Source organism: Streptomyces sp. NPDC091282 (assembly GCF_044757385.1).
In the GTDB taxonomy this organism is placed as follows: Bacteria; Actinomycetota; Actinomycetes; order Streptomycetales; family Streptomycetaceae; genus Streptomyces; species Streptomyces gramineus.
Window position 1 is genome coordinate 755,773 of the sequence record NZ_JBIVUX010000001.1, and the last position, 12,790, is coordinate 768,562.

9 protein-coding genes are annotated in these 12,790 nt (G+C 70.9%); 5 read left to right on the plus strand and 4 right to left on the minus strand.

Translation table 11 applies throughout. From position 1 onward, the window contains the following. Window positions 1–53 precede the first annotated feature (53 nt). The 5 genes from chvE (at window position 54) to ACIQOE_RS03500 (ending at window position 7,090) form a co-directional block, all read left to right on the plus strand. Window positions 54–1,163 (plus strand): multiple monosaccharide ABC transporter substrate-binding protein, encoded by a 1,110-nt coding sequence (gene chvE / locus ACIQOE_RS03480; RefSeq protein ID WP_365563618.1) that lies wholly within the window; start codon window positions 54–56, stop codon window positions 1,161–1,163. Between the two features lie 43 nt (window positions 1,164–1,206). Next, a complete protein-coding gene (mmsA, locus tag ACIQOE_RS03485) occupies window positions 1,207–2,757 on the plus strand; it encodes a multiple monosaccharide ABC transporter ATP-binding protein (protein WP_365563615.1) in 1,551 nt (516 codons plus the stop codon). Further along, window positions 2,754–3,998: a multiple monosaccharide ABC transporter permease gene (gene mmsB / locus ACIQOE_RS03490; protein WP_401409389.1), complete on the plus strand. Its 1,245-nt coding sequence runs from the start codon at window positions 2,754–2,756 to the stop codon at window positions 3,996–3,998. Before mmsA ends, mmsB begins: the two co-directional genes overlap by 4 nt. Window positions 3,999–4,050: 52 nt before the next feature. Further along, window positions 4,051–5,229 carry an aldose epimerase family protein gene (locus tag ACIQOE_RS03495; RefSeq protein ID WP_401409392.1) on the plus strand — a complete coding sequence of 393 codons (1,179 nt, stop codon included), beginning with the start codon at window positions 4,051–4,053 and terminating at the stop codon, window positions 5,227–5,229. 205 nt (window positions 5,230–5,434) lie between these two features. Beyond that, window positions 5,435–7,090: a pyridoxal phosphate-dependent aminotransferase gene (locus tag ACIQOE_RS03500; RefSeq protein ID WP_401409395.1), complete on the plus strand. Its 1,656-nt coding sequence runs from the start codon at window positions 5,435–5,437 to the stop codon at window positions 7,088–7,090. Between the two features lie 263 nt (window positions 7,091–7,353). Here ACIQOE_RS03500 and ACIQOE_RS03505 read toward each other — a convergent pair whose 3' ends face one another. The 4 genes from ACIQOE_RS03505 to ACIQOE_RS03520 all read right to left on the minus strand — a co-directional run bounded on the left by ACIQOE_RS03505 (window position 7,354) and on the right by ACIQOE_RS03520 (window position 12,789). Further along, a complete protein-coding gene (locus ACIQOE_RS03505; RefSeq protein ID WP_401409397.1) occupies window positions 7,354–8,964 on the minus strand; it encodes a methyltransferase in 1,611 nt (536 codons plus the stop codon). A gap of 56 nt (window positions 8,965–9,020) precedes the next feature. After that, the gene (locus ACIQOE_RS03510) at window positions 9,021–10,181 is read right to left on the minus strand and encodes a 4-hydroxybenzoate 3-monooxygenase (protein WP_401409400.1); all 1,161 of its coding nucleotides are present in this window, start codon (window positions 10,179–10,181) and stop codon (window positions 9,021–9,023) included. Between the two features lie 299 nt (window positions 10,182–10,480). After that, a complete protein-coding gene (locus ACIQOE_RS03515) occupies window positions 10,481–11,401 on the minus strand; it encodes a UTP--glucose-1-phosphate uridylyltransferase (RefSeq protein WP_351319813.1) in 921 nt (306 codons plus the stop codon). Window positions 11,402–11,556: 155 nt separating this feature from the next. Continuing rightward, on the minus strand, window positions 11,557–12,789 hold the full coding sequence (locus ACIQOE_RS03520) for a CoA transferase (RefSeq protein ID WP_365563600.1): 1,233 nt from the start codon (window positions 12,787–12,789) through the stop codon (window positions 11,557–11,559). Window position 12,790: the final 1 nt, after the last annotated feature.

Consider the following 12,790-nt stretch of genomic DNA (forward strand, 5'->3'; position numbering starts at 1 on the left):
CCCCTTTGGGGCGCTTCACATCTCAACGACGAGAAGAACAGGGACCGATCATCATGCGCACTCGTAGAAGCGCCCTCGCCCTCATAGCCGGGGCCGCCTCCCTCGCGCTCACCCTGTCCGCCTGCGGGCAGAGCGGCGAGGGCGGCAGCAAGGACGACGGCGGCAGCGCCAAGGGCGGCACGATCGGCATCGCGATGCCGACGAAGTCGTCCGAACGCTGGATCAACGACGGCAACAACCTTGTCAAGGACATCAAGGCCAAGGGCTACAAGACCAAGCTGGTCTTCGGCGAGGACGACCCGGACACCCAGGTCTCGCAGATCGAGAACCTGATCACGCAGGGCGTCAAGGGCCTGGTCATCGCGGCCATCGACAACAAGTCCCTGAACAACGTGCTCCAGGAGGCCGCGGACGCCAAGATCCCGGTCATCGCCTACGACCGGCTGATCCTCGGCACCAAGAACGTCGACTACTACGCGTCCTTCGACAACGAGAAGGTCGGCGTCGAGCAGGGCACGTACATCGTGCACAAGCTGGGCCTGGACAGCGGCAAGAAGGGCCCGTTCAACATCGAGCTGTTCGCCGGCTCGAACGACGACAACAACACCAAGTACTTCTTCGGCGGCGCGATGAGCGTGCTCCAGCCGTACATCGACAAGAAGCAGCTGGTGGTCAGGTCCGGCCAGACCGCGCTGAACAAGGTCACCACGCTGCGCTGGGACGGCGCGACCGCGCAGGCGCGCATGGAGGACATCCTCACCTCCTCCTACAAGTCCGCCAAGGTCGACGCGGTTCTCTCGCCCTACGACGGCATCTCGATCGGCATCCTCGCCGCGCTGAAGTCGGACGGCTACGGCTCCGGCAGCCAGGCGCTGCCCGTCATCACCGGCCAGGACGCCGAGCTGGCCTCGGTGAAGTCGATCATCGCGGGCCAGCAGACGCAGACCGTCTACAAGGACACCCGTCAGCTCGCCAAGGTCGCCGCGACCATGGTCGACGACGTGCTGAACAAGAAGACCCCGCAGACCAACGACACCAAGACCTACGACAACGGGTCCAAGGTCGTCCCCGCCTACCTGCTCCAGCCGGTGAGCGTCGACAAGTCCAACTACGAGGACGTCCTGGTCAAGGGCGGCTACTACACCGACGCCCAGCTCAAGTGATCCGCCGTCCCCCGACCGTCACGCACTGATTGGAAGGCAGACCATGGCGGGACCCGTCCTGGAAATGCGCTCGATCGTCAAGACCTTTCCCGGCGTCAAGGCGCTGTCGGACGTCACCCTGACCGTCCGCCAGGGCGAGGTCCACGCCATCTGCGGGGAGAACGGCGCCGGCAAGTCGACCCTGATGAAGGTCCTCTCCGGCGTCCATCCGCACGGCAGCTACGAGGGCGAGATCCTCTTCGAGGGCGAACCCTGCGCGTTCGGTGACATCCGGGCGAGCGAACAGCGCGGCATCGTGATCATCCACCAGGAGCTCGCGCTGTCTCCGTACCTCTCGCTGGCGGAGAACATCTTCCTCGGCAACGAACACGCCAGGGGCGGGTTCATCGACTGGCGGGAGACCCTGCGGCACGCCACCGAACTGCTGCGCCGGGTGGGTCTGGACGACCACCCGGAGACCCGGGTCACCGACATCGGCGTGGGCAGGCAGCAACTGGTGGAGATCGCCAAGGCGCTCTCGAAGAAGGTGAAGCTGCTCATCCTCGACGAGCCGACCGCGGCGCTGAACGACGAGGACAGCGGCAAACTCCTCGACCTGATCCTGGAGCTGAAGAACCAGGGCATCACCTCGATCATCATCTCGCACAAGCTCAACGAGATCCGCCGGGTCGCCGACTCGGTGACGATCATCCGCGACGGTCACTCCATCGAGACCCTGGACGTGAAGTCCGCGGAGACGACCGAGGAACGGATCATCTCCGGCATGGTCGGCCGCGACCTCGACCACCGCTTCCCCGAGCGCACCCCCTACGCGCGCGAGGAGGACGCGGCGCCGGCCCTGGAGATCCGCGACTGGACCGTGCTCCACCCCATCGACCAGGAGCGCAAGGTCGTCGACGACGTGTCGATCCACGTCCGGCGCGGCGAGATCGTCGGCATCGCGGGCCTGATGGGCGCGGGCCGCACCGAACTCGCGATGAGCGTCTTCGGCCGGACCTACGGCCGCTACGGCGGCGGCACGGTCCTCAAGGACGGCACGGAGATCCGTACCCGGTCGGTGGCCGAGGCCGTCCGGCAGGGCATCGCGTACGTCACCGAGGACCGCAAGCACTACGGCCTCAACCTCATCGACACCATCAACCGCAACGTCTCGCTGACCGCGCTGAACAAGGTCGCCCGGCGCGGGATCGTGGACGAGCACGAGGAACGGCAGGTCTCCGAGGGCTACCGCACGTCCATGAACATCAAGGCACCGTCGGTCTTCGAGCCGGTCGGCAGGCTGTCGGGCGGCAACCAGCAGAAGGTCGTCCTCAGCAAGTGGATCTTCGCGGGGCCTGACGTGCTGATCCTGGACGAGCCGACCCGCGGCATCGACGTGGGCGCCAAGTACGAGATCTACACGGTCATCGACCGGCTCGCCGCCCAGGGCAAGGCCGTCGTCTTCATCTCCTCCGAACTGCCCGAACTGCTCGGCATGTGCGACCGCATCTACACCATGGCCGCCGGCCGGCTGACCGGTGAGGTGCCCAGGGCCGAGGCCACGCAGGAAGTGCTGATGCGCCACATGACGAAGGACAAAGAGGTAACGCGATGAGCACGGATGTCACCGCCACGAGCCCGGCGCCCGCCCCGCCGGGCAGGAGCGGATCGGCGGCCGACCGGAACCTGCTCCGGATGGTCCTGGACGGGCTGCGCCGCAACATGCGCCAGTACGGCATGCTGATCGCGCTCGCCCTGATCGTCGTCCTGTTCGCGGTGTGGACCGACGGCGACCTGCTGCTGCCGCGCAACGTCTCCAACCTGGTCCTGCAGAACAGCTACATCCTGATCCTGGCCATCGGCATGATGATGGTGATCATCGCCGGGCACATCGACCTGTCGGTCGGCTCGCTGACGGCGTTCGTGGGCGCCTTCGCGGCGGTGCTGACGGTCAACCACGGGATGGCGTGGCCCCTCGCGCTGGTCCTGTGCCTGGCGATGGGCGCCTTCGCGGGAGCCGCCCAGGGCCTGCTGATCGCCTACTTCGGCATACCGTCGTTCATCGTCACCCTCGCCGGGATGCTGCTGTTCCGCGGTCTCACGGAGATCCTGCTCCAGGGCCAGACCATCGGCCCGTTCCCCGGCGGCCTGCAGAAGCTGGGCAACGGCTTCCTGCCCGAGGCCGGCCCGCACACCAACTACCACAACATCACGCTGCTGCTGGGTGTCGTGCTGATCGCCGCCGTGGTCCGGCAGGAGTTCCGCGACCGGCGCCGCCAGCAGGAGTTCGCCCTCGACGTGCCGCCCACCCGGCTGTTCCTGCTCAAGCTGACCGCGCTGACCGCCGCGATCCTCGTGCTGACCCTGCTGCTCGCCAGCTACAAGGGCGCCCCGATCGTCCTGATCGTGCTGGGCGCCCTGGTCGTCGGCTACGGCTACGTGATGCGCAACGCGGTCTTCGGCCGGCACATCTACGCGATCGGCGGCAACCTCCCGGCGGCCAAGCTGTCCGGCGTCAAGGACAAGAAGGTCACCTTCTACGTCTTCCTGAACATGGGCGTGCTCGCGGCCCTGGCCGGTCTGGTGGTCGCCGCCCGGCTGAACGCGGCCTCGCCGAAGGCGGGCGACGGCTTCGAACTGGAGGCGATCGCCTCCTCGTTCATCGGCGGCGCCTCCATGAGCGGCGGTGTCGGCACCATCCTCGGCGCCATCATCGGCGGTCTCGTCCTCGGCGTGCTGAACAACGGCATGAACCTCCTCAGCGTCGGCACCGACTGGCAACAGGTCATCAAGGGACTCGCCCTCCTCGCGGCGGTCGGCTTCGACGTGTGGAACAAGCGCAAGTCCGGTTCGTAGTCAGCAAGGGTCCCGCCGCACGGCGGGGCCTCTCCTCTCCCAGGAGCCGCACATGGAACTGAACAGACGCACGGTCATCGCGGGAGCCGCGGCGGCGGGGATCGCCGCCACCGCACTCGGCACGACGGCGACATCAGCCGCTGCCGCGGCGGGCGCCGAGGCCTCCTCGGGAGGCCGGAAGCCGGTGAGGGAGCTCTTCGGGAAGCTCGCCGACGGCACCAAGGTCCACCGCTGGTCCCTGGAGAACGGCGGCACCCGCCTCAAGGTCCTCTCCTACGGCGGCATCATCCAGTCCCTGGAGATCCCGGACCGGCACGGCAGGTACGCCAATGTGTCGCTCGGCTACGACAACCTGGCCGCGTACGTCGCCGGAACCACGTTCTTCGGCGCGACCATCGGCCGGTACGGGAACCGGATCGCCAAGGGGCAGTTCACCCTCGACGGCAAGAGCCACCAGCTCTCCGTCAACGACGGCGTCAACAGCCTGCACGGCGGCGCCAAGGGCTTCAACACGAAGGTCTGGGACGTCGAGGGCTTCACCTCGGGCTCCGACGTCGGCCTGCACCTCCACTACACGAGCGTCGACGGCGAGATGGGCTACCCGGGCACCCTCCGCACGCAGGTCACCTTCACCCTCGGCCGGCACGGCGACTGGACCATCGACTACCGGGCCACCACCGACCGGCCGACGGTCGTCAACCTCACCAACCACACCTACTGGAACCTGGCCGGCGAGGGCACGGGCACGATCGAGGACCACGAACTGACGATCGCCGCCGGCCGCTACACGCCCACCGACGCGGGCCTGATCCCCACGGGCGAGCTGGCGACGGTCTCCGGCACCCCCTTCGACTTCCGCGAGGGCAAGCCGGTCGGCCGGGACATCCGGGCGGGCCACCCCCAGCAGGTGCAGGCCAAGGGCTTCGACCACAACTGGGTCCTGGACAAGGGCGTCACCGCCCGGCCGGAGCACATCGCCACCCTGCGCGACCCGCGCTCCGGGCGCACCCTGGAGATCGCCACCGACCAGCCGGGCCTGCAGTTCTACTCGGGCAACTTCCTCGACGGCACCCTCACCGGGACCTCCGGCCGCACCTACCGGCAGGGCGACGGACTGTGCCTGGAGACCCAGCACTTCCCGGACTCACCGAACCGTCCGGCCTTCCCGTCGACGGTGCTGCGGCCGGGGCAGACCTACAGGTCACGGACGGTTCATTCGTTCGGGGCCTGAGGCGGTGTGGGCGCGGCGGGTAAGGGGCCGGTCGCGCCCGCGCGGCGGAGCGCGGAGCGGAAACGGTTGGGCACACATCTTTCACATCCGTTGAACAACGCCACGCGCGGCTCCGTACTCAAGGACGGCCCGTGCTCCCCCGCGCGGGCCACCCAAGGCGACGGGCCCGGCCGTCCCCACCGGGCCCGCCTCATACGGAGGTTCAATGGCAGGCAACGTCACCTCGTTGTTCCGCAGCGGCGCGCACAGCCCGTCGATGGCGGCACTGACCCGCGAGGGAGGCGAGGGGGCCGGTCCTGTCGACTTCTGCATACCCTGCAATCCGTACTTCCCCACCCCGGCGATGATGGAAACGATGGCGTCCCGGCTGAAGGACATCATCACGTTCTATCCGAGCAGCGCCGACACCATCACCGCCGAACTCTGCCAGCTCCTCCAGCTCCCGCCGCAGGCCGTGGCCATGGGCAACGGCTCCACCGAGCTGATCACCTGGATCGACCACCTGCTGGTCCGCGAATCCCTCGCCGTCCCCGTCCCCACCTTCGGCCGCTGGACCGACCAGCCGATGGAGACCGGCAAGCGCGTCGACATGTTCCCGCTCCAGGAGTCGAACGGCTTCGCCCTGGACCTCGCGCAGTACGCCGAGTTCATCCGCAAGCGGGGCACCCGGGCGGCCGTCGTCTGCAACCCGAACAACCCCGACGGCGGCTTCCTGCACAAGCAGGCCCTGGTGCAGTTCATGGACGCGATGGCCGACCTGGACCTGATCGTCGTCGACGAGTCGTTCCTGGAGTTCGCCGACGCCGAGGCCGAACCCAGCGTCGTCCAGGAGGCGATGCTGCGGCCCAACGTCATCGTGCTGCGCAGCCTCGGCAAGAACTTCGGCCTGCACGGCATCCGGTTCGGCTACATGGTCGCCAACCCGTCGCTGGCCGGCAAGGTCCGCTCGATGCTGCCGAAGTGGAACCTCAACGCGTTCGCCGAGTACGTCGTCTTCATGCTCAAGGAGCACGGCGCCGAGTACGCGCAGAGCCTGCTCCAGGTCCGCAAGGACCGGCTGGAGATGGCCAGTCAGCTCTCCGTCCTGCCGGGTCTGACCGTCTACCCCTCGCAGGGCAACTTCCTGTTCGTGCGGCTTCCCGTCGGTGCCGAGGGCACGGTGGTCCGGGACCGGATGCTCACCGAGCACCGCATCCTGGTCCGCGAGTGCGGCAACAAGATCGGTTCGTCCAGCCGCTTCCTGAGACTCGTGGTGCGCCCCGAGGTGGACGTGCGTCGCCTGGTGTCCGCCCTGGAGCAGGTGCTCTACGGGTCCAGGAGGGGAGCCGCCGTGCCCGAGCTGGGCAACGGGACCAGCTACAGCTCGGGTACGGCGGCGGTGGACCGGCTGGTGAGCGAGACCAACGGCGCGGGCATGCAGCTCGCGCAGGCCGTCGGTGCGGGGCCCGTTCCGGGTCTCGCCGCGGCACCGGCCATGGGGCCGGGTCTCGCCGCCGCTCCCGCCGCCGGTGTCGGCATGCCGCTCCCCGTAGCCGGTCCGCCGGCCGGGATGCCGATGCCGGCGGCATCGCCGGTCATGCAGCCGCCGCCTCCTCAGCCGATGGTGGCGCAGATGCCCGCCCCGATGCAGGCGCCGCCCCCGCAGGCGCCGATGCAGATGCCCATGCAGGCACCGCCGCCGCCCGCTCCGGTCGGGCCGACCCCGACCGGGGTGCCGGCGCGGGGCGGGCTGACCGCGGCGCAGGTGCGCGGGATGACGGCACCCGCGCCGCCGCCGCCCGAACTGGCCCCGGCGCCGGCCACCGGCTGGCCCAACGCGCAGAGCTGGCCGAACGCGGCGGGTATGGGACAGACCGGCTAGACGGACGGCCCGTGACCGACTGCCCAGACCGGCTGGGCGGACGGCCCGTGGCCGACTGCCGCACCGTCGTGGCCGTTCGCGCAGTTCCCCGCGCCCCTGACGGGGCACGGGACTGTGCCGGATGTGCGGCTTCCGCCGCGTGGACGCGACCGCGCCGCGTGACCTCCACTCCGCCCGCTCAGGCGCCCCGAAAGGGGCGCGGGGAACTGCGCGGTCCGCCCCCACCGGGCCGCGGTGATCCGACCGCGCGGCCGGTGGAGCGTTCAGACCCGCACGGCGTGCAACAGTGAGGCACCCAGCGGGAGGGCGTGGCAGGCCACCTGCTTGAGGCCCGCCTCCTCCAGCAGGCGTCGGTAGTGGGGCTCGTCCCGTTCCCGGCCGCCGACGTTGCACAGCATGTGCAGGTCCCAGGCCGCCGCGGACGCGGTGGGCAGCAGGCGTTCCACGACGAGGAGTTCGGCCCCCGGCCGCATCGCCTCGGCGCACCGGGCCAGGATGGTGCGGCAGCGCGCGTCGTCCCAGTCGTGCAGGACGCGGGAGAGCAGGTAGACGTCACCGCCCTCGGGCACCGACTCGGTGAAGTCGCCGGCGACGAAGGTGCAGCGGGCGGTGAGACCGGCCAGGTGCGCGCGGGCCGCCTCCAGGGCCTCGGGGCGCTCCAGGAGGACGCCCTCGACGTGGTCGTGGGCCCGCAGCACCCGGCCGAGCAGCGCGCCGTTGCCGCCGCCGACGTCCACCACCCGCCGTGCGGCGGAGAAGTCGACCAGGTCGGGGACCGGCGTGAACATCTCCGCGCTCGCGGCCATCGCCCGGTGGAAGAGGTCGCCGAGTTCGGCGTGCTCGGCGAAGTAGGGGAAGTGGTGCTGCCCGTGGCGGTGGGCGAAAGCTTCCTGCCCGGTGCGCACGGCGTACGTCAGTCCGGCGAAGGAGTCGTAGAACGGGCCGCCGTACAGCAGCGCGAGGGGGTGCAGGGAGAACTCGGTGCCGGTGTGCAAGGGCTCGCCGAGGGCGGTGAGGTGGTAGGTGCCGTCGGCCGAGGCGGTCAGCAGGCCGAGGGTCGCCAGGTAGCGCAGCAGCCGGCGCAGGGCGTCGGGGTCGGCGCCGGTGCGGGTGGCGAGGGTGTCGGCGTCCAGGCCGGGCCGGGCGGCGAGGTGGTCGGCGATGCGGAGTTCGGCCATGGTGCGCACGGCCTGGGTGGCCCAGGCGCCGGTCAGCACGCCGAGCAGGGACAGGGTGGCGTCGGGCACCGGGTCGTGGCGGCCGGGCAGGCGCAGTTCGAAGCGGCGGTGCCGGGCAGTGCGGAAGTAGAGGACGGTGACGTTCTCGTGCCGGTTGTAGCCGCCGCCGTCCGGGACGGCGCCCGCGCGTTCGGTGAGCAGGGTGCGCAGCCCGGCCGGGATCACCCGGCCCGGCGCGGTCACGGCGAACGCGTGGTGGGACTCGTGGCCGGCGGCGCGTTCGTCGGCGGCCACCGCCTCCAGCGGGGAGCCGGGCGGCACGGGCAGCGCGAAGATCTCCACGGTCCGGCCGGCGACGGGCACGTGCACGATGGCGACCGGGCTGTCGGCAACGGCCGCGCCGTACCGCCGGGCCAGCCGTCCGCGGACCACCACGCTCGGGGTGACGGGTCCCGGTTCCAGTCCGGCGCGCCGCAGGTCGTCGGGGAGGGTGTCCAGGGAGGCGGGGAAGACCAGCACGGCGGTGTGGTCGTAGACGAGATGGCGGCAGACGTCGGCCCGCTCCTCGGCGGTCAGGGCGGGCAGCAGGCCGGCGAGGACCCGGTCGGTGTCGTGGTCGCGGACGTGATCGGCGGCGTGCCGGATCCGTTCCAGGTCGGTTTCCGTCAGACATGCCTGAACGACGGAGAGGTTCATGAAGGGTTCCCGTTGATCGTGGGGCAGGAAGAACCGGGGGGTGTGGGTCCCGGGGATCAGATGCCGGTGTAGTTCTCCGCGAAGAAGTCCTGGTGGGACCGCAGGGTGCGGAGGCTCTCCAGCCGGGCGTACTGCAGCGCCCGCCCGTAGCGCGCGGTGTCGTCGTCGCCGTCGGGGCCGTGCAGCAGGGTGCTCATCCACTGCGAGAACTCGTGGGCGTGCCAGATGCGGGGCAGGCAGGCGCCGGCGTACCGGGCGAGAGGGGCCTCGTCGCCGTGCGCCAGTGCTTCCGCGAGGGCGCGGGCGAGCGCTTCGGCCTGTACGACGGCGAGGTTGGCGCCCTTGGCGGCGGACGGGCTGATGAGGCCGGCGGCGTCACCGGCCAGCCAGAGCCGTCCGGTGCCGAGGGACTCCAGGACGTCGGAGCGCAGGTCGACGCGTGCCTTCTCCAGGACGGCGCCCTCGCGCAGCGGACCGAACTCGGCCGTTCGCATCCGGGTCGCCAGCTCCGTCCAGATCCGGTCCTCGCTCCAGTCGGCGGGGTCGGTGCCGCGCGGGCACTGGAGGTAGTAGCGGGTGACGGCGGCGGTGCGGGCCATGTGGCCGGCGAACCCCCGCTCGTGCAGGGCGTATCCGGTGGCCGGCAGGCTGGGCGGGGCCGCGGCCAGGACGGCGAGCCAGGAGACGCCGTGGTCCCGGCGGGCGGTCCGGGTGCCGTGGGCGGTCAGGGTGGCGCGGCCGATGCCCCGGTGCCCGTCGCACCCGGCGACGTACCGCCCGGTGACGTCCGTGCCGCTGCGCACCCGCACCCGGCCGTCGGTGATCTCCTCGGCCTCGGTGCCGAACCGGATGTGGCCGCCGCGCCGCAGGTACGCGGCGATCAGGTCCCGTACGAGTTCCTGCTGCGGGTAGACGGTGTGCGGCTCGCCGGAGCCCAGCTTCCCGTAGTCCAGGGTGAACTCGCCCCGGTCGCTGCGGAACAGGCAGGTGGTGTGGGTGCGTCCGCGGGCGAGCAGCCCGGCCGCCAGGCCGTTCCCGGTCAGGATCCGCACGGCACGGGGGGCGAGGAAACCGGCCCTGGCCCGGCCCTCCACCGCGGCCCGCTCGCGCCGCTCCAGGATCACGCAGTCGATGCCGCGGTCCAGCAGCAGATTCCCCAGCACGAGCCCGGCCGGGCCCGCGCCGACGATCACCACGCCGACCTGTGCTGTTGTCATACCCGCCCCTGAAGATTCCTTTTAGCCAGGAGGTTTCATATCAGCCAGGACTTGGATCAAGGCGGCTGAAGCGGGGTGAAGCGGGATCTTTAGCCCGAAAGGGTGGCCCGAGGCAACGAAAACCGACGGGGTGCGAGGGGGAAACGCGACGGTGCCCGTCCGCAGCACGCGGACGGGCACCGAATGGAGCGCCGGGCAGGCCTTGCACCTGCATTTCCCCACAGGAAGCGGGGCGTCTTTCCTTGGACCACCAACGCAAACCCGGCCACCGGCTTCAGCGGCGACCAGCTCTGAAACGATCATACCGTATCCGGGGTGTCCTCCCGCTCCTCGTCGAGGCCGCTGACCAGGCCGCGCAGGACGGGACCGTACTCGGGGTGGGCCAGGGCGAAGGCCATCTGGGCGACGAGGTAGTCGGCCGGGTTGCCGGTGTCGTACCAGCGGCCCTGGATGACCTGCCCGTACACGGCCCGGCTGGCGGCGTAGGCGTTGATGGCGTCGGTCAGGTACACCTCGCCGGTGCGGTGCTCGTACCAGCGGCGGGTCTGTTCGCGCAGCTCGTCGATGATGCCGGGGGTGACGACGTAGCCGCCGATGGCCGCGTACGGGGACGGCGCGTCGGCCGGCGCGGGCTTCTCCACCAGTCCGGTGATGCGCAACTGGCCCTCGCCCAGGTCCTCCTTGACGAGGGGCACGCCGTAACGCTGGGAGTCGGCCGGATCCATCGGCAGCAGGGCCAGCACCGGGCAGCCGGTCTGCTCGTAGGCGCGGATCAGCTGCTGGGCGCGCGGCACGTCGGCGACGAACACGTCGTCGGGCCAGAGCACCAGGACGGGTTCGTCGCCGAAGGAGCGGGCGGCGTTCAGCACGGGCGTGCCGTTGCCGTACGGGCCGTACTGGTCGAGGTAGGTGATGTGGCCGCGGCGGGCCAGCTCGGCGACCTCCTCGACGGCGTCCGCGTAGGCGGTCTTCCCGTCGGCGCGCAGTTGCTCCACGAGCCCGGGATTGGGCCGGAAATGATCCTGGATCAGGCTCTTGCCGCCGGAGACGACGATGGTGATGTCGGTGATGCCGGAGTCCACCAGCTCCCGCACGGTGTGTTCGATCACCGGCTTGTCGCCGACCGGCAGCATCTCCTTCGGCGTCGCCTTCGTCAGCGGCAGCAGTCGGGAGCCGAGTCCGGCGGCGGGGATCACGGCCCTGCGGATCGTCGGGGGCATCAGGTCTCTCTCGGTCGGAGGCACGGGGCGGTCCGACGCTACCAACGGGTCCTGGGCCGCCCGGAGAACGCCGGCCGGCCGGAGGGCTTCGTCCAGACGATTTCCGGGCGAAGCCGGGGTGCGGGGCGGCCGTCCCGCCTCGTCGGGGGCCCGGCTCATCGCGGCGGCTCCGCCTCCGTCCCGCCGCCGAGCGCCCCGCCGGCGCGCAGCGCGTCGATCTCGGCGGGGCCGAATCCCAGCTCGGCGAGGATCTCGTCGCTGTGCTCGCCCAGCTCGGGCGCCCGTTTCGCGGGCACCTTCGGCACTCCGCGGAGCAGGACCGGGCTGTTGACGGTCTCGGTCAGCCCGCTGACTCCCTCGATCGGGACGACGATGTCGTTGGCGCGCAGCTGCTCGTCGCGCGCGGCCGCCTCCGGGGTCTGGATGAGGCTGTAGGTGATGCGCTCCCGGGTCAGCACGTCCTCCCAGTGGCCGAAGGGCCGCGTGCGGAACGCGGCGTCGAGCAGTCCGGCGAGCGCGTCGGCGTGCCGGACCATGCCCTCCAGGTCCGCGAACCGCGGGTCCTCCAGCAGCTCGGGGTGTCCGACGGCGCGGGTCAGTCCCGGCCAGCGCAGGGGCGAGGCGACCAGCATGAACCACTCGCCGTCCGCGGTCCGGTAGGGGTTGACCAGCGGGTTCGCGGGGGCCTTGCGGTCGTGGAGGGCGAAGGGGGTGCCGTGGGCGAGGGCTCCGGCGATCAGGGTGCCGGTGGCCCAGACCCCGGTGGCGAGCAGCGAGGTGCCGACGTCGGCGCCCCGCCCGGTGCGTTCGCGGTGGTAGAGGGCGGTGGTGACGGCCGCGTAGACGGCGACCGCCGTCGTGTAGTCCCCGCTGCCCCACACCGGCACGGTCGGCGGGGCGCCCGCGTCACGGGTGGAGGCCAGCAGGCCGCTGCGCGACCAGAACGCGGTCAGGTCGAAGCCGGGCTGGCGGGCGTCGGGCCCGGTGTCCCCGAAACCGGTCAGGTCCGCGTAGATCACCCGCGGGTTCCAGCCGGAGACCTCCTCGTAGCCCAGGTGCAGCTTCTCCCGCGTCCCGTGCGGGAAGTTGGTGATGACCACGTCGGCCCGGCACACGAGCCGCCGCAGGACCTCCACCGCCGCGGGCGACTTCAGGTCGAGGACCATGCCCCGCTTGTTGCGGTTGGCCAGGTGCCAGCTGTAGTTCGCCTCGGCCTGCGGGCTCGGCGGCACCGAACTCAGCCGCCGCTGCGGATCGCCCGCCCCCGGCGGCTCGATCTTGACGACGTCGGCGCCGAAGTCGGAGAGCATGGTCGCCGCCGCGGGACCCGCGATGAACGACGAGGCGTCGAGGACCCTCAGCCCGGTGAAGACGGATTCGGTGGTCATC